The sequence below is a fragment of the Nocardia sp. NPDC102475 genome, assembly GCF_055584605.1.
The window spans coordinates 37,389-53,026 of record NZ_JBVJLS010000043.1; the positions used below are offsets into that span (position 1 = coordinate 37,389).

General features: G+C 66.3%; 19 protein-coding genes. 7 read left to right on the top strand and 12 right to left on the bottom strand.

Annotated elements, in window-relative coordinates; all coding sequences use genetic code 11:
• Position 1 precedes the first annotated feature (1 nt).
• The 7 genes from ACZ60G_RS42455 to ACZ60G_RS42485 all read right to left on the bottom strand — a co-directional run bounded on the left by ACZ60G_RS42455 (position 2) and on the right by ACZ60G_RS42485 (position 7,200).
• Positions 2–514 carry a TM2 domain-containing protein gene (locus ACZ60G_RS42455; protein WP_465817846.1) on the bottom strand — a complete coding sequence of 171 codons (513 nt, stop codon included), beginning with the start codon at positions 512–514 and terminating at the stop codon, positions 2–4.
• 152 nt (positions 515–666) lie between these two features.
• Positions 667–1,815: a prolipoprotein diacylglyceryl transferase gene (lgt, locus tag ACZ60G_RS42460; protein ID WP_465817848.1), complete on the bottom strand. Its 1,149-nt coding sequence runs from the start codon at positions 1,813–1,815 to the stop codon at positions 667–669.
• 66 nt (positions 1,816–1,881) lie between these two features.
• Positions 1,882–2,682 carry a tryptophan synthase subunit alpha gene (gene trpA, locus ACZ60G_RS42465; protein ID WP_465817850.1) on the bottom strand — a complete coding sequence of 267 codons (801 nt, stop codon included), beginning with the start codon at positions 2,680–2,682 and terminating at the stop codon, positions 1,882–1,884.
• A complete protein-coding gene (gene trpB, locus ACZ60G_RS42470; RefSeq protein ID WP_465817852.1) occupies positions 2,679–3,953 on the bottom strand; it encodes a tryptophan synthase subunit beta in 1,275 nt (424 codons plus the stop codon). Before trpB ends, trpA begins: the two co-directional genes overlap by 4 nt.
• Positions 3,950–4,768: an indole-3-glycerol phosphate synthase TrpC gene (trpC, locus tag ACZ60G_RS42475; protein ID WP_063044178.1), complete on the bottom strand. Its 819-nt coding sequence runs from the start codon at positions 4,766–4,768 to the stop codon at positions 3,950–3,952. The genes trpB and trpC overlap by 4 nt, the downstream gene beginning before the upstream one ends.
• 129 nt (positions 4,769–4,897) lie before the next feature.
• Positions 4,898–5,653 (bottom strand): TIGR02234 family membrane protein, encoded by a 756-nt coding sequence (locus ACZ60G_RS42480; RefSeq protein ID WP_465817853.1) that lies wholly within the window; start codon positions 5,651–5,653, stop codon positions 4,898–4,900.
• Entirely contained in the window at positions 5,650–7,200 is a 1,551-nt protein-coding gene (locus ACZ60G_RS42485; RefSeq protein WP_465817855.1) for an anthranilate synthase component I, read from the bottom strand. Before ACZ60G_RS42485 ends, ACZ60G_RS42480 begins: the two co-directional genes overlap by 4 nt.
• Positions 7,201–7,360: 160 nt before the next feature.
• Between ACZ60G_RS42485 and ACZ60G_RS42490 the strand changes: the two genes are divergently transcribed.
• The 4 genes from ACZ60G_RS42490 (at position 7,361) to ACZ60G_RS42505 (ending at position 9,573) form a co-directional block, all read left to right on the top strand.
• Complete coding sequence (locus ACZ60G_RS42490; RefSeq protein WP_465817857.1) at positions 7,361–7,669, top strand: hypothetical protein; 309 nt, start codon at positions 7,361–7,363, stop codon at positions 7,667–7,669.
• A 92-nt stretch (positions 7,670–7,761) separates the two neighbouring features.
• Positions 7,762–8,226 (top strand): peroxiredoxin, encoded by a 465-nt coding sequence (locus ACZ60G_RS42495; protein ID WP_063044176.1) that lies wholly within the window; start codon positions 7,762–7,764, stop codon positions 8,224–8,226.
• Between the two features lie 87 nt (positions 8,227–8,313).
• Positions 8,314–8,886, top strand: a complete 573-nt coding sequence (locus ACZ60G_RS42500; RefSeq protein WP_465817859.1) for a permease — start codon at positions 8,314–8,316, stop codon at positions 8,884–8,886.
• Positions 8,887–9,120: 234 nt separating this feature from the next.
• Entirely contained in the window at positions 9,121–9,573 is a 453-nt protein-coding gene (locus ACZ60G_RS42505; RefSeq protein ID WP_465817861.1) for a MarR family winged helix-turn-helix transcriptional regulator, read from the top strand.
• Between the two features lie 10 nt (positions 9,574–9,583).
• Here ACZ60G_RS42505 and hisI read toward each other — a convergent pair whose 3' ends face one another.
• Complete coding sequence (gene hisI / locus ACZ60G_RS42510; RefSeq protein ID WP_062993581.1) at positions 9,584–9,928, bottom strand: phosphoribosyl-AMP cyclohydrolase; 345 nt, start codon at positions 9,926–9,928, stop codon at positions 9,584–9,586.
• 240 nt (positions 9,929–10,168) lie between these two features.
• On the opposite strand from hisI, the gene ACZ60G_RS42515 reads away from it, so the two are divergent.
• Positions 10,169–10,465: a hypothetical protein gene (locus tag ACZ60G_RS42515; protein WP_465817863.1), complete on the top strand. Its 297-nt coding sequence runs from the start codon at positions 10,169–10,171 to the stop codon at positions 10,463–10,465.
• Positions 10,466–10,540: 75 nt separating this feature from the next.
• Here ACZ60G_RS42515 and hisF read toward each other — a convergent pair whose 3' ends face one another.
• The 4 genes from hisF to ACZ60G_RS42535 form a co-directional block, all read right to left on the bottom strand.
• Positions 10,541–11,314, bottom strand: coding sequence for an imidazole glycerol phosphate synthase subunit HisF (hisF, locus tag ACZ60G_RS42520; protein ID WP_465817865.1), 774 nt, complete (start codon positions 11,312–11,314; stop codon positions 10,541–10,543).
• Positions 11,315–11,398: 84 nt separating this feature from the next.
• Entirely contained in the window at positions 11,399–12,214 is an 816-nt protein-coding gene (locus tag ACZ60G_RS42525) for an inositol monophosphatase family protein (RefSeq protein ID WP_465817867.1), read from the bottom strand.
• 7 nt (positions 12,215–12,221) lie between these two features.
• Entirely contained in the window at positions 12,222–12,953 is a 732-nt protein-coding gene (priA, locus tag ACZ60G_RS42530; protein ID WP_040688875.1) for a bifunctional 1-(5-phosphoribosyl)-5-((5-phosphoribosylamino)methylideneamino)imidazole-4-carboxamide isomerase/phosphoribosylanthranilate isomerase PriA, read from the bottom strand.
• 68 nt (positions 12,954–13,021) lie between these two features.
• Positions 13,022–13,468 (bottom strand): MarR family winged helix-turn-helix transcriptional regulator, encoded by a 447-nt coding sequence (locus ACZ60G_RS42535; protein WP_465817869.1) that lies wholly within the window; start codon positions 13,466–13,468, stop codon positions 13,022–13,024.
• 100 nt (positions 13,469–13,568) lie between these two features.
• On the opposite strand from ACZ60G_RS42535, the gene ACZ60G_RS42540 reads away from it, so the two are divergent.
• Both ACZ60G_RS42540 and ACZ60G_RS42545 read left to right on the top strand, forming a co-directional pair.
• Positions 13,569–14,078 carry a nuclear transport factor 2 family protein gene (locus ACZ60G_RS42540; protein WP_465817870.1) on the top strand — a complete coding sequence of 170 codons (510 nt, stop codon included), beginning with the start codon at positions 13,569–13,571 and terminating at the stop codon, positions 14,076–14,078.
• A 274-nt stretch (positions 14,079–14,352) separates the two neighbouring features.
• Positions 14,353–15,519 carry a DUF2786 domain-containing protein gene (locus ACZ60G_RS42545; RefSeq protein WP_465817872.1) on the top strand — a complete coding sequence of 389 codons (1,167 nt, stop codon included), beginning with the start codon at positions 14,353–14,355 and terminating at the stop codon, positions 15,517–15,519.
• The last annotated feature ends 119 nt before the right edge of the window (positions 15,520–15,638 follow it).

Sequence of the window (15,638 nt, forward strand, 5' to 3'; positions counted from 1 at the left end):
GTCAGTCGCGCAATGGCCGCCCGAGGCTGTCGGGCACCTTGCCGGTCAGCATCATGATGCCGTCGATCAGCGGCCAGATGCCACCGAAACCACAGGTCAACCAGGTGACCGCAATCTGAGCGATCGCGATGCCGGTGTGGCCGGTGTAGAAACGGCCGATACCGAAGCCGCCGAGGAAGATCTGTAACAGACCCGCGGTCAGCTTCTGCTTATCCGAGAACGGCACGCCGAACGGATCGCGACCATAGGGCGCTTCCGGATCGTTCGGGTTGTAGCCGCCGCCCTGGTACGGCGCGGGCGGGTAGCCGCCCGGCTGCTGACCGTAGGGATCGGGCTGGCCGTACTGCGGCTGACCGTACTGCGGCTGACCGTACTGCGGCGGCTGCTGATTGTACGGATCCGACGGGTACTGCTGCCCCGGTGCATCGGGCTGCTTGTTCAGGTCCGGCCCCGTCCCGGGCGGACCGTACTGGGGGCCGCCGAAGCCTGGCTGATTCTGGTAGGGGTCGGTCACTAAATGTCCTCCATCATTCGTGCATTTCGACGGGCGCTCACCCGCCTCCCCGCGTATTTTTGCCGGGCAATTGGGCGCCCGAAGGTATCGTCGCGGACACGCGTTCACGTGTCTACTCGGTGCACCGACGGGTGGCCCAAGTCGTTATGGGATCAGCCGTCCTTTTTCGAGGTATCGACCTTGCCCTGCTCGGCGTCCGAGGTTTCGGACTCCGTTGAGTTATCGCCGGCGGAATCCGGTTCGTTGCCGGAGTTCTCCGATTTTGTCGGATCCGAGATCTCGGCACTGTGCTTCGGCGGCGCTGCTTCGGCCACCGCGGCCGCCTTCGACGCGGCCTCGGATTCGGCGCCCGCCGCCCGGAGGGCCCCGATCTGCCACGGCCACGGCCGCGAGACCGTCGACGGTTGCAGTTGATCGGCGGTCTCCCTGCCCTTGGTCGCGAAGACGAAATAGGCGACGGCGGCGAGGAATACGAGTGCCGAGGTGAACGAGTTGATGCGGATACCCGCGATCTTGGTCGCCTCGTCGTCACGCAGCAGTTCGACGAAGAATCGGCCGAGGCAGTACCCGGCGACGTAGAGCGCGAACAGGCGGCCGTGCCCGATGCGGTAGCGCTTGTCGATCTGTACCAGCAGCACCACGATCAGCAGGTTCCAGATCATCTCGTACAGGAAGGTCGGCTGCACGACCTTGTCGACGATGCCCGTGGAGGCGCCGTTCATCATGTCGAGCTTGCCCTGATCGTCGAAGCGCAGGTAGATCTCCAGACCCCACGGCAGATCGGTCTTGCGGCCGTAGAGCTCCTGGTTGAAGTAATTGCCGAGCCGGCCGATGGCCTGGGCCAGCAGAATCGGCGGCGCGATCGCATCGCCCAATGCAGGCAATGGAATTCGGTAGACCCGGCAGCCGATCCAGGCGCCGACACCGCCGAGGAAGACCGCACCCCAGATGCCGAGGCCACCCTGGTAGATCTTCAGCGCATCGATCGGATGACCGTCGGCGCCGAAATACTTCTGCCAGTCGGTGGCAACGTGATACAGCCGCCCGCCGACCAGACCGAATGGCACCGCGAACATCGCGACATCGAGAATCGCGCCCTTCTGCCCGCCGCGTGCCTGCCAGCGCCGCTCACCCCACCAGATGGCGACGACGATGCCGGCGATGATGCACAGGGCGTAGGCCCGTAGCGGGAATGGACCGATATGCCAAACGCCCTGGGACGGGCTAGGAATGTAGGCCAGCACATCAGCGGTGACGGCACCGTTGCTCAGGACGCTGTCTGCGAGGACTCGTAAGGTCACGGCCCCAACCGTAGCGGAGCACGGCCACATCGCGAGATTCGCGGTCGGCGTGCCCTCTTGCGGCGCCTAGGAGGCGACGGTCGCGGAACGAACACCCTCGGCCAGTTCGGCCGTGAGGGTGCGTACCGCGTCGAGTCCCTGGGCCGCGGCTGTCACGAGTGCCGAGCCGACGATGACTCCGTCTGCGTAGGAGGCGATTTCGGCCGCCTGCACACCGTTGCGCACGCCGAGGCCGACACCGATCGGGATATCGGAGTGGGCGCGGATGCGCGCACACAGTGCCGGAGCCGCGGACGAGACCACATCTCGGGCGCCGGTGACACCCATGGTCGAGGCCGCGTAGACGAAGCCGCGGCTGGCCTCCAGCGTCTTGACCAGACGCTCCTCGGTGGACGACGGCGCGACCAGGAAGATGCGGTCCAGATCGTGTGCGGCCGAGGCGGCGAACCAGCTGTCGGCCTCTTCCGGGATGAGGTTGGGGGTGATGATGCCGGACCCGCCCGCGGCGGCCAGATCGCGCGAGAAACGGTCGACGCCGTACTGCAGCACCGGATTCCAGTAACTCATCACGACGGCCTTACCGCCCGCCGCGGTGATTGCCTCGACCACCGAGAACACGTCGCGCACCCGGACACCGCCGCGCAGCGCCTGATCGGCGGCGGCCTGGATGGTCGGTCCGTCCATCACCGGATCGGAGTAGGCGACGCCGACTTCGACAATGTCGCAACCGGATTCGACCATGGTGCGGCACACCTCGATCGAACCGGCCAGATCCGGATAGCCCGCGGGCAGGTAGCCGATCAGCGCGGCGCGGCCCTCCGCGCGACAGGCGGCGAAGGTGGTCGCAAGGCAGGACTGCTGACTCACTGGTGGCTCTCCTTGTCAGCGGCGTGGTCGTCGAACAGGCCGAACCATCGTGCCGCCGTGTCCATATCCTTGTCGCCGCGCCCGGACAGGTTCACCAGGATGATCGCGCCCTTACCGAGTTCCTTGCCCAGTTTCATCGCACCGGCCACCGCATGCGCGGATTCGATCGCCGGGATGATGCCCTCGGCGCGGCTGAGCAGCAGCAGCGCGTCCATTGCCTCGACATCGGTGATCGGCTGGTATTCGGCGCGACCGATGTCCTTGAGGTAGGCGTGTTCCGGACCGACGCCCGGATAGTCCAAACCGGCCGAGATCGAATGCGATTCGATGGTCTGGCCGTCCTCGTCCTGCAGCAGATACGAGTACGCGCCCTGGAACGCGCCGGGGGTGCCACCGGTGAAAGTCGCGGCGTGTCTTCCGGTTTCGACGCCGTCACCGGCCGCCTCGTAACCGATCAGCCGCACGCCGGGATCGTCGATGAAGGGATGGAAGATGCCGATGGCGTTGGAGCCGCCGCCGACGCAGGCCGTGACCGCATCGGGCAGCCGCCCGGTGAGCGCCTGCACCTGGGCGCGGGCCTCCAGCCCGACGATGCGCTGGAGATCGCGCACCATCATCGGGAACGGATGCGGGCCCGCGGCGGTACCGAAGCAGTAATAGGTCGCGTCGGCATTGGTGACCCAGTCGCGCAGCGCCTCGTTGATCGCGTCCTTGAGGGTCTGCGAACCGGTCCGCACCGAGATCACCTCGGCGCCGAGCAGCCGCATGCGGGCCACATTCAGCGCTTGGCGGGCGGTATCGACCGCACCCATATAGACGACGCATTCGAGGCCGAGCAGTGCGCATGCCGTCGCGGTGGCGACGCCGTGCTGACCTGCGCCGGTCTCCGCGATGACCCGGGACTTGCCCATGCGCTGGGCGAGCAATGCCTGGCCGAGCACGTTATTGATCTTGTGCGAACCGGTGTGGTTCAGATCCTCGCGCTTGAGAATGATGCGCGCACCACCGGCGTGCTCGGCGAGCCGCCGGCATTCGAAGATCGGCGACGGGCGACCGGTGTAGTCGCGCTGCAGCCGGTCCAGTTCGTCCAGGAAGGCAGGATCGAGGCGACACTTCTCGTACTCGGCGGTGACCTCCTCGATCACCGCCATCAGCGCCTCGGGCACATGCCTGCCGCCGTAGACGCCGAAGTGGCCGCCCGGATCCGGCTCGTGGTCGCTGCGCTCGTGGATACCGTCGGAAGCCTTGGGCAGTGTCGCCACCGTCGTCACCGACCCCGCCGCGCGGGCTTCGGGCAGGACGGATGGGTGCCCGCGGTCACCAGTTCGGAGACGGCCGCGCGCGGGTCGCCACTGGTGACCAGCCCCTCGCCGACGAGCACGGCATCCGCGCCGGCACCGGCATAGGCCAGCAGATCTGCGGTGCCGCGGATACCGGATTCGGCGATGCGGATGACCTCGGTGGGCAGGCCGGGCGCGATGCGCGCGAAGACATCGCGATCGACTTCGAGGGTCTTGAGGTTGCGGGCGTTCACGCCGATGACGGAGGCGCCGGCTTCGAGGGCGCGGTCGGCCTCTTCCTCGGTATGCACCTCGACCAGGGCGGTCATGCCGAGCGATTCGGTGCGGTCGATCAGCGAGCTCAGCACGTCCTGTTCCAGGGCGGCCACGATGAGCAGGATGACGTCGGCGCCGTGCGCACGGGCCTCGTGGATCTGGTAGGGCCCGACGACGAAATCCTTGCGCAGGATCGGGATGTGCACAGTGGCGCGGACCGCGTCCAGATCGTCGAGCGACCCGTGGAAGCGACGGCCCTCGGTGAGCACGCTGATGATGCGCGCTCCGCCGTCCTCGTAGGACTTGGCCAGACTCGCCGGGTCCGGGATATCCGCGAGTTCCCCCTTGGAGGGGCTGGCCCGCTTGACCTCGGCAATGACGCCGATGCCGTCTTCGAGGAGCGCGGCGCGGGCGTCCAGCGGCGCGGGAACCGCGGCCGCGGCCGCCTTGATCGCCTGGAAGTCCAGAAGGGCTTCCCGAGCGGCCACATCCGCGCGGACCCCGTCGAGAATCGAGTCGAGTACCGTCATCTGGCTCGAATCCTTTCTGGGGAGACGGACTTGCTGCCTGAGAATCCCCCCAGGCGCTGTCTCACCGATGCTGACAAAGAATAAATGGCTGCTTGTGGCGCAACTGCGCCGGGGTTTGTAGTCACCTGCTCAGACACCTCGATGCCCTTGTTTCCCCTGATCATGATCGGCGGAATCGTCGGCCGCCGGAGCGGGCCGACTCGCTTCCTCGGTCGGGTCGGTCCCCGCGTCCAGCGCATCCCAGAGCACGCGCTCGGAGAGCTGACCCGTATCGCCGGCCGCCTCGTCGGTGCGCTGACGCGTCACCTGTTCGGTGGCGGCAGCCCTGCGGAAGACCGGATTGTCGTACTTGCCGGACAGGCGGCCGGCGTCCTCGGGCATCCGGGCCAGCAGGACACCGGCCACGAAGGCCGCCAGCGCTCCCAGCAGCGAAAGTACTGCCGGGAACTGGGAAGTGACCACCTCGGTGACCGTTGCGCGGCCGGGCAGCTCCGCCAGGGTGGCGGCACGGGCCGCGGTCGCGCCGGATCTGGTCAGCAGAGCGAAGGCCGGAACGGCCGTCACCGCGGCGACCAAACCGATCAGGACGCCGAACATGCGTCGCAGCCAACCGCGAGTCGCCAGCACCGCGGCGATGGCGGCCAGCAGCACCAGGGCCAACGGAGTGAGCGCACCGAACCAGACACCGCCGTTCAGTTTGTCGGTGCGCGGTTCGGTCAGGCCGTCGGTGGACGAGACAGTCACCCACGTCATCCGGGAGGAGCCCCACAGCGCCGCAGCGGCGACGGCGAGCAGGACGATGGCGCCGACCGGATACCTACGCTTCGGGGTCTGTGTGTCCGCTGGCGTGGTCGGATCGGTATCGGCGGGTTCCGAATCGGTCATTCCACGCCGCCGTCCGCAGGTGCGCTATACGCACGAACGGTTTTCGCGGCCGCCACCGCCCGCAACACCGCCATTGCCTTGTTGCGGGATTCGACATCCTCGTAGTCCGGATCCGAATCCGCGACGATACCGGCACCCGCCTGCACATACGCGGTGCCGTCCTTCAGCAGTGCGGTGCGGATGGCGATCGCGGTATCCGCATCACCTGCGAAGTCGAGATAGCCGACGACACCGCCGTAGACGCCGCGGCGGGTGGGCTCGAGTTCCTCGATGAGTTCCATCGCGCGCACCTTCGGCGCACCGGACAGCGTGCCCGCGGGGAAGCAGGCATTGACCGCGTCCAGCGCGATCTTGCCCGGTGCGAGGCGGCCGGAGACCGTCGAGACCAGATGCATGACGTGGCTGTAGCGCTCGATATGCCGATACTCGGTGACCCGCACCGTCCCCGGCTGGCAGACCCGGCCCAGATCGTTGCGGCCGAGGTCGACGAGCATCAGATGCTCGGCGTTCTCCTTCTCGTCGGCCAGCAGCCCCTTCTCCAGCAGCAGATCGTCTTCCTCGGTGGCGCCGCGCCACCGGGTGCCCGCGATCGGATGTGTCGTCGCCACACCCTCCTTCACGGTCACCAGCGATTCCGGGCTGGAGCCGACGATGGAGAATGCCGTGCCGCCGTCGCCGTCCGGGATGTGGATCAGGTACATGTACGGGCTCGGATTGGAGGCGCGCAGCATCCGGTAGAGGTCCAAAGGCGCGCCGTCGTAATCCATTTCGAAACGCTGCGAGAGCACCACCTGGAAGGCCTCGCCCGCCTCGATCTCCTTGACCAGGCGGCGCACGCCTGCACCGAATTCTTCGGTGGTACGGCGGCGGATGTACTCCGGGTCGGGCTGATCGAAGACCGACACCGTCGACTCCGAGGAGGCGGCCAGCGCGGCGGTCATCCGGTCCAGCCGGGCCACCGCATCGTCATAGGCCTCGTCGACCCGTTCGGCGGTGCCGTTCCAGTTGACCGCATTGGCGATGAGCGTGATCGCACCCTCGTGGTGATCGAAGGCCGCGAGATCGGTGGCGAGCATCAGCACCATCTCGGGCAGCCGCAGATCGTCGGCGGCGAGGGTGGGCAGCCGCTCGATCCGGCGCACCGCGTCGTAGCCGAGATAGCCGACCATGCCGCCGGTCAGCGGGGGCAAGCCGGGCAACCGCTCAGTCTGCAGCAACTGCAGGGTTTCGCGCAGCGCAACCAGCGGATCGCCACCGGAGGGCGCGTCCACCGGGGTGTGCCCGAGCCAGGCCGCTTCACCGTCGACAACCGTCAGCGCGGACGGGCTGCCCGCGCCGATGAACGACCAGCGCGACCAGGACCGCCCGGTTTCTGCGGACTCGAACAGGAAGGTACCGGCCCGATCGGCGGCCAACTTGCGGTACGCCGACAGCGGAGTTTCGGAGTCCGCCAGCACCTTTCGGGTCACGGGGACCACCCGATGCTCCGCGGCCAGTTGGTGGAACTGTTCGCGGGTCGTGGTGGTGGGAGTGGACGCGCCAGGCATGTGTCCATCATCCCAGGCGGCACCGACAGCCTTGTCGGCGCGTCCCATCCTCCTGAACCGACTGTCCGGTTCCGATGTGCTGCGGGCGCTGGTGACAGCCGTCACTACACTCGCCCCGTTCGATCTCATACGCGGTATCCATTTCGGGAGGAGACAACTGATGTACCCCTCGCAACCTGGTGCGCCGGACGGGCGGCGCGCCGCCGGCTCCGGCCTGCTCGGTCAACCCCCGCGGATGGTCGGCCTGCATTCGATGGGCGGATCACCGAGTTCCAACCAAGTCAACGCCCTAGCCTCCTTCGTCACCTACGTGAAGGCGCTGGAAGCCCTGGACAAGCACCACTTTCCGGATGAATACGCCACCCACAGCGACCGGATCAGGGAACTCAGGCCGCTCCTGCGCGCGCACGGAATTCTCGATGTCATGGAGATCAAAAATCCCGAGGTCGCCGCTCTCATCGGCGCTTAGTCGCGATAAGAACCCGTCATTCCGGTCTCCGGCGTGACCGGAACCGAGCGCGGGGGCGGCAAACCGACCTCGCGCCCGGTACTGTCCCCACTATGCAGACAGGTCAGCTCGCTCCCGAATTCGAGCTTCCCGATCAATCCGGCACCCCGCGTTCGCTCGATGCGCTGCTCGCGAACGGTCCGCTGGTGCTGTTCTTCTACCCCGCCGCGAATACGCCGATCTGCACGGCGGAGGCGTGCCACTTCCGCGATCTGTCCGCCGAATTCACGGCGCTGGGCGCATCGTGCGTCGGCATCAGCACCGACGGCGTCGATACCCAGGCCGGATTCGCCTCCAAGCAGAACCTCGGATACCCCTTGCTATCCGATGCCGACGGCAAGGTCGCCTCGGCGTTCGGGGTGAAGCGCGGGCTGCTCGGCAAGCTCGCACCGGTCAAGCGGCAGACTTTCGTGATCGACCGGGATCGCAAGGTCGCCAAGGTGATCACCGGCGAGTTGCGGTCCGATGTACACGCGGACGAGGCGCTGAAGTTCCTGCGCGAGCGCGCTCTGCAGTAGCCCTGTTCGCGAACGCGCGGTAACCACCGCGGAAAACGCCAGGTCTATCGCCGTTGATCTCCTGGTTGCCCGGCATACGCTGGTTTCATGACTTCGAGCGAGGTTCGGCCGGACGGGCAGAAATCCACGCTGGCCACGTGGCGCACCCGGATCATCGGCGCACTGGCGGTCATCGCTGCACTGATCATCGCCTACTTCATTCTGGCGGCGTTCATTCCACGCTGGTGGGCGCAGCGCATCGCCGAGCTGGTGAGCGGCAGTTTCAGCAAGGGCATCGGGTGGGGGCTCGTGTACGGCTTGCTCGGCACCGCCATCCCGCTGTTCCTGCTGTTGTTCGCTGCACTGATCTGGAAGCGGCGAGCCGGAAAATTCATCGCGGGTGCTGCCGCGTTGCTTGCGGTGATCATCGCGATTCCGAATCTGATGACACTGTCGATCGTGCTCGGCGGAAGTAGCGCCGCTCATGCCGGCCAACGAATTCTGGACGTCGACGCACCCGCATTCCGTGGCGCGTCACTGGTCGGCGCCATCGTGGCGGTCGCGTTTTTCCTCGCCGCGTCGGCCCTGATCAGCCGTCGATGGTGGCGGCGCAGGCATCCCGGCAAGCAGGCGGCACCGACGCCGCCCGCCGCCACTCCGCAAACGCCGACAGTCACCTAGGACACCTCGCCGACACGCCATCCGGCTCTGTGAGTGACCTCACGTCGCGAACCAAGTCCATGACGGTCGAGCGAAGTCGTGGCAAACTCATTCACGCGAGTGACCGTGAACATGCTTTTCGTTAATCGCTAGGTTCGCTAACAATAAGACGTCACTTGGCTCGAAAGAAGGCACCCAGTGACGAAGTGGCTCAACCCGGACGAACAACGAGCTTGGCGCGCGATCGTAGCGCTGATGACACGTCTACCAGGCGCTTTGGATACCCACCTGCAGCGCGAATCCGGGGTGACGCATTTCGAATACTGGGTGCTCACGCTGTTATCCGAGGAGCCCGGCCACCGGCTGCAGATGAGTGAGCTTGCCCACAAAGCAAATGCATCGCTATCGCGACTCTCCCATGTGGTGTCGAAGCTGGAGCGAATGGGCTGGGCGCAGCGGTCAGCAACCACCGGCCGCCGCGGCGTGCAGGCGGTGCTCACCGACGATGGCTACTCGAAGGTCGTCGAGGCCGCGCCCGGTTATCTGGATGCGGTGCGGCAGTTGGTATTCGATGGTCTCGACGCCGAACAGACTGCGCAACTCGCCGACCTCAGCGAACTGCTCGTCAGGCAGCTGGGCGACACTCTGAGCCAGTCCAACGGCAGGTCGGCGTCGGTCGAGGAGCGCGGCGAGCAGCCGAATTCCTAGCAGATCGGGCTCAGCTGTCGGCGAGCAGCAGGTCGGAGTCGAAGCAGGTGTGCGTGCCGGTGTGGCATGCCGCGCCCTCTTGGTCGACGACGAGCAGGATGGTGTCGCCGTCGCAATCGAGGCGGACCTCGTGCACGTACTGGGTGTGGCCGGAGGTTTCGCCCTTGACCCAGTACTGCTGGCGCGAACGCGAATAGTAGGTCGCCTTGCGGGTTTCCAGCGTGCGGGCCAGCGCTTCATCGTCCATCCAGGCAACCATCAGCACATCGCCGGTGCCGCGCTCCTGCGCGACCGCGGCGACGAGTCCGGCGTCATTGCGCTTGAGCCGGGCGGCGATGGCGGGGTCGAGAGTCATATCACCGTTATACAGGGGGCTCCCCGCCGGAACACATCGTGTAGTGCCGAAACACCACCCGCCGCGGCAGTTCCTACTCCTCCGGCAGCGGAATCAGTTCGAGATGTTCGGCCACAGGCTTTTTGGCGCAGGCGGCCCTGCCGGTGACCAAGTTCACCCCACCGCGGTGGGCAACCAGCCATTTGCCACAGACACAACGCAGATAGCGAACCGAACCATGTGTCGACACCAGCATCGGCGATGACCAAGAGCATGCGGGACACGTGGCGGACATGGTCGCTAAGCCTGGGTAACTGTCGAGCAGATAGCAATCACCGCCCCGGCGTGGCGGCCGAACTCTCCGAAGAAAATTCAAGCCGCGCGAGTGCGATTCAGCTGACCGAGGACCTGCCAGCTACGCCGGCAGTCAGCCTCGGAAACCAAATCAGTCTGGGCCACAACAACATCGGCAGAACCCTCGACCGCACCAGGCATCAGCGTTACGGCACTGAGGGTTTCGCCGCCGAATTCCGCCGGAGGCTGTCGCGTATCTGCTGAGAACCTCGCAGAGGCTCCATACCTTGTGCGAGGCCGTCACTGGTTATGCGTCAGCTTCGTGTGCGCCGGCGCGGGCTAGCGAACGATGATTTGTTCGGCGCGCATGGCGGCTTTTACCTGGGGAATGGTGAGGTCGCCGAAGTGGAAGACGCTGGCGGCCAGGACCGCGTCTGCGCCGGCCTGTACGGCGGGGGCGAAGTGTTCGACGGCGCCCGCGCCGCCGCTGGCGATCACCGGTATCGAGACCGCTTCGCGGACGGCCTTGATCATGGGCAGGTCGAAGCCTGTCTTGGTGCCGTCGGCATCCATCGAGTTGAGCAGGATCTCGCCGACGCCGAGTTCGGCGCCGCGCACGGCCCATTCGATGGCGTCGATTCCGGTGCCGCGCTTGCCGCCGTGTGTGGTGACCTCCCAGCCGGACGGAGTGTCGGGCTGGCCGTCCGGAACGGTACGGGCATCCACCGACAGCACGATGCACTGGGAGCCGAAGCGCTGCGACATTTCCCGCAAAACTTCGGGGCGCGCGATGGCGGCGGTATTCACCGATACCTTGTCCGCGCCCGCGCGCAGCAGCCGGTCGACATCCTCGACCGTGCGCACGCCGCCGCCGACGGTGAGCGGGATGAAGATCTGCTCGGCCGTGCGGGTCACCACATCGATCATGGTGCCGCGGTCGCCGGTGGAGGCGGTGACGTCGAGGAAGGTCAGCTCGTCGGCACCCTGTAGGTCGTAGGCGGCGGCGAGTTCGACGGGATCGCCCGCGTCACGCAGGTTTTCGAAGTTGACGCCCTTGACCACCCGGCCCGCATCGACATCCAGGCACGGAATAACACGTACCGCCAACGTCATCGGCTCACCCTTCTTCGAATCATGCTGTGTCCACCCACCCCGCCGGCTCCGTCGGCTGCCATCCCCTGTCCTTCGTGCGCAGCCTCACGCATCGTCGGCGACCGTGCAAATCATTTCGAGCAGTTCCTGGTGCACCCCCGGCGCGGCAGCCAGCACCGAACCCGAGGTGATGGTCCACGGATCCCCCGCCAGGTCGGTGACCACCCCGCCCGCCGCGCGCACCAGTGCAACGCCCGCGGCGTTGTCCCACGGATGGTGCCCGAAGACGATCGCGCCGCCGAGCACGCCCGATGCGGTGAACGCGAGGTCGATGCCGGTGGAGCCGTGCATGCGCACCCGTGACGACAGCCTGCTCAGCGGACCGAGCAGGTCGAAACGGAACCGGCCGGGAATGCGTCCGGCGGAGTCCACATTGAACGCTCCGAAGCCGATCATCGCCTCGCCGAGCTTCCCGTGCGGCAGGCGCGGCAGCGGTTCGCCGTTGAGCAGCACCGGACCATCGACGGCCGCCGAATAGCGCTGGCCGAGCAGTGGCAGCCAGGTCAGGCCGAGCAGCGGCTCCCCTTCGTGCACCAGTGCCAGCAGCATGCCCGAAAGGGGGTGTCCCGATGAGTAATTGAAGGTGCCGTCGATCGGATCGAGCACCCACGCGGTCCCCGATGTGAGCTGCGGACCGCCGAATTCCTCACCGTGCACCTCGATTCCGGTGCGGTGTTCGAGCTGTGCGGAGATGGTGCGCTCCAACTCCAGGTCGAGTTCGGTCGCGAAGTCGTTGCGGCCCTTGGCCACCGCGCTCGGCGCGCCGACCCCCTCGATGAAACGCGGGCTTGCCGCGTCGAGGATTTCGCTGGCGACGTCGAGCAGGGCCGGTAGTTCGGTATCGAGGCGGTTGGCGGTCATCGAATCGTCAGCGGACCGCGGCCAGCGCCTCGGGCAGCGTGAAGCGGCCCGCATACAGCGCCTTACCGACGATCGAACCCTCGACACCCTCGGGCACCAGTTCGGCGATGGCGATCAGATCCTCGATGGTGGAAACACCGCCGGAGGCGATGACCGGCGCGTCGGTGGCGGCGCAGACCTCGCGCAGCAGATCAAGGTTGGGGCCGGTGAGGGTGCCGTCCTTGGTCACGTCGGTGACCACGTAGCGCGAGCAACCGTCACGCTCGAGGCGTTCGAGCACCTCCCACAGATCACCGCCGTCGCTGACCCAGCCGCGGCCGCGCAGCCGGTGTTCGCCATCGATGATCCGTACATCCAGGCCGACGGCGATGCGCTCACCGTGTTTGGCGATGGCGCGGGCACACCACTGCGGATCCTCCAGCGCGGCGGTACCGAGGTTCACCCGGGCACAGCCGGTACCCAGCGCGGCCTCCAGGGATTCGTCGTCGCGGATGCCGCCGGACAGCTCCACCTTGACATCGAGTTCGCCGACGACCTTGGCCAGCAGTTCACGATTGGAACCACGGCCGAATGCCGCGTCCAGATCGACCAGATGCACCCACTCCGCACCGGCTTCCTGCCAGGCGAGTGCCGCGTCGCGCGGGGAGCCGTAATTGGTTTCGCTGCCCGCCTCCCCCTGAACCAGGCGCACAGCCTCTCCATTGGCGACATCGACAGCAGGTAGCAGCACAAGACTCACGGATGCAGTTTAGTTGCTCGCTCCGCGCGCCCTACCCCCGGCCTGCGGAAATAGGGGCCCGATCACCCTTACACATGATCATCGAGGATCCGGGTGAGCAGCCGGACCAGTTCGCGGCGCTCGGCGGCGGAGAGGGCGGTGAGTAGATCGTTCTGGGCGCCTTCGATTCGTTGGTCCAGTTCGTCCAGGTGGCGGGTGCCCGCCTTGGTGATGGTGACGATATTGCGGCGGCGGTCGCTCGGATCCGGGGTGCGTTCGATCAGGGCGCGCTCGGCCAGATCGTTCAGTGCGGCGACGATATCGCTGCGGTCGATGCGGGTGCGGCGGCCGAGATCGGCCTGACTGGCGGGGCCGAACTCGCCGAGGGTGGCGAGCAGGGCGTAGTGGTAGCGGCGGGATCCGGTTGTTTCGAAGGCGCGCTCGGTCGCCCGGTTGGCAAGGATTGCCACCTGGTTGACCAGTCGGGTGGGCAGGGCGCGCAGCCTGCCCGGGGTGTCCTCGTGCGCGATCTCCATGTGAGCAATGTAGCAAGACTTGTTGGTGTAACCCACGATCTGTTATCGTTGGACTCACCAACGTTGGAGTAACCAACATTTAGTTCGAAAGGTTCGACCGATGAGCAAGATCCGCCGCTTCTTCCCCCTCGCCGCACTGCCGCTGGCGCTGCTCGCCGCCTGCACCACTGCTGCCAAGGACGACTCGCACCAACTCCGCGAACTGGTGGACCGCAACGAGATCACCGGACTGGTCAACCAATTGGGCCGCGCCTTGGACGAGGGCCGCTTCGATGACTTCCGCACGATCTACACCGCCGACGCGACCGCGAAAACCCCCGGCGGCCGGGCCGAGGGTCGTGCTGCGCTGATCGCGCAGGCGAGCCGGAATCACTCCGATGACAAGCGCATTCAGCACTTCATCACCAATGTGGTGATCGACCTGCACGGCGATGCGGCAGAGGTACGCGCGAATCTCATCGCCACCTTCGCGCCGGCCACGACCGCCGTATCGGAGCCGCAGTACACCCTCGGCGAGGTCTACCGCTTCGACGCGGTTCGCACCGCGCAGGGCTGGCTGCTGTCACGGGTGGAGACGACGCCGCTGTGGTCCACGGGCACCCGTCCCTGAGCCAGCTGCTCGAACCTCGCATCGACCGTGGCTGGCATTCGACGGCTTCCGTACGCGCCGCATTGGATGCACGTCATCCACAGCCTCCCCCGACCTATACGGTTGTGGGCGCAGTTGCCGCCGGACTATGTGAGGGGGATCGGTCATAGGCAAGCAAAATCGTCGACAACGCTCGGGAGAGCACGGCGCCGCCAAGGGCTCCGCATTCTGGTCTGCGCAGTCAAGCGGGCCGCAGGATTCCGAGCAGATCGCGAACGCGATCCTGGCCACGGCCATGGAGGCCGCGCAGGGGAATGCCCGCGCCGCTCAGCAATTCGCGCAGCAGTTCGTCGGGCGCGAGCCGCTGACGCGCGAGCAGGCGGACGGCGCGCACCTGGCGGCACAGCACATCGTCACCCGAATCTTTCAATACGGCTGGCTGCCGGAAGACATCCACCAGGTCGCGCGGCGACGCGTGGACCAGTTCGCGATCGCGCTACTCATCGATGTCATGGCCGCCTACATCCGGCCTTTCACGCCGGAATCAGTCGATGAGACCTGGCGGTTGCAGCTTGCCGAGCTCGGAGCAGACCTCTGGTGGTCCGCATCCGAACCGCACCTCGGCCAGTGGGCCGCGAGGCAACTGCTGACTGCGGCAGAGGCGGTAACGACTGTGGTCGAGGCACTTGCGATGCTGATCCGACTGCCCAAGCTGGAACTGATCCGCCCCTTGCCCGGCACTGCACGACCGCAAGCCGCAGCGCACCACCACGCCGTCGACGCCAAGGTCCTGAGCCGAGTCCGCGGACTGCTCGCGAAGGCCGAGTCGACGTCATATCCCGAAGAGGCGGAGGCACTTTCGGCCAAGGCCCAGGAGCTGATGACCAAATACGCGCTCGATCGGGTACTCGTCGACGCGGACAACGCCGTGCCCGATCTGCCCGGCGCGTGCCGGATCTGGTTGGACACCCCCTATGTCGATGCGAAAGCGCTGCTGGTCGATGTGGTCACCAAGGCCAACCGGTGCCGCGCGATCTTCGCCTCGGCATTCGGATTCATGACAGTCGTCGGTGATGAAAGCGACTTGGAGGCAATCGAATTGCTGACGACATCATTGCTCGTTCAGGCCACCAGAGCGATGATCGCCAGCGGCAACGAATCCAAGCGCAGCGCCGATGCCAGAAGCCGCGCGTACCGCAAGTCATTCCTTATCGCCTACGCAACGCGCATCGGTGAGCGACTCGAAGAAGCGAATGAGACGACGATTGCGGAATCCCCGGATCCCGCGCGTTTGCTTCCTGCGCTCCGCTCCCACCAGCACAAAGTCGATGATGCGTTCGACGCGCTGTTCCCCACTATCCGAGACCGTGGGATTTCCATCGGCAACGCCAATGGTTGGGCGGCGGGGCGTGCCGCGGCTGAAAGCGCCCAGCTACAGGCTCGCCGCCCGATAAAGAACTAGCTCACGCCCGATGCACTGAAATACATTGCCCGCGCCCTGATATGCAGAAAGGCCCCCAACTGGTGTTGGGGGCCTTTCGCAAGGATGTTCCGGCGGTGTCCTACTCTCCCACACCCTGT

Excerpts from the sequence above, each read along its gene's own strand:
- trpC (WP_063044178.1), bottom strand. The coding sequence starts at position 4,768 with ATGACGGTACTCGACTCGATTCTCGACGGGGTCCGCGCGGATGTGGCC.
- ACZ60G_RS42480 (WP_465817853.1), bottom strand. The coding sequence starts at position 5,653 with ATGACCGATTCGGAACCCGCCGATACCGATCCGACCACGCCAGCGGAC.
- ACZ60G_RS42485 (WP_465817855.1), bottom strand. The coding sequence starts at position 7,200 with ATGCCTGGCGCGTCCACTCCCACCACCACGACCCGCGAACAGTTCCAC.
- ACZ60G_RS42490 (WP_465817857.1), top strand. The coding sequence starts at position 7,361 with ATGTACCCCTCGCAACCTGGTGCGCCGGACGGGCGGCGCGCCGCCGGC.
- ACZ60G_RS42495 (WP_063044176.1), top strand. The coding sequence starts at position 7,762 with ATGCAGACAGGTCAGCTCGCTCCCGAATTCGAGCTTCCCGATCAATCC.
- ACZ60G_RS42500 (WP_465817859.1), top strand. The coding sequence starts at position 8,314 with ATGACTTCGAGCGAGGTTCGGCCGGACGGGCAGAAATCCACGCTGGCC.
- ACZ60G_RS42505 (WP_465817861.1), top strand. The coding sequence starts at position 9,121 with ATGACACGTCTACCAGGCGCTTTGGATACCCACCTGCAGCGCGAATCC.
- hisI (WP_062993581.1), bottom strand. The coding sequence starts at position 9,928 with ATGACTCTCGACCCCGCCATCGCCGCCCGGCTCAAGCGCAATGACGCC.
- ACZ60G_RS42515 (WP_465817863.1), top strand. The coding sequence starts at position 10,169 with ATGACCAAGAGCATGCGGGACACGTGGCGGACATGGTCGCTAAGCCTG.
- hisF (WP_465817865.1), bottom strand. The coding sequence starts at position 11,314 with ATGACGTTGGCGGTACGTGTTATTCCGTGCCTGGATGTCGATGCGGGC.
- ACZ60G_RS42525 (WP_465817867.1), bottom strand. The coding sequence starts at position 12,214 with ATGACCGCCAACCGCCTCGATACCGAACTACCGGCCCTGCTCGACGTC.
- ACZ60G_RS42535 (WP_465817869.1), bottom strand. The coding sequence starts at position 13,468 with ATGGAGATCGCGCACGAGGACACCCCGGGCAGGCTGCGCGCCCTGCCC.
- ACZ60G_RS42540 (WP_465817870.1), top strand. The coding sequence starts at position 13,569 with ATGAGCAAGATCCGCCGCTTCTTCCCCCTCGCCGCACTGCCGCTGGCG.
- ACZ60G_RS42545 (WP_465817872.1), top strand. The coding sequence starts at position 14,353 with ATGGAGGCCGCGCAGGGGAATGCCCGCGCCGCTCAGCAATTCGCGCAG.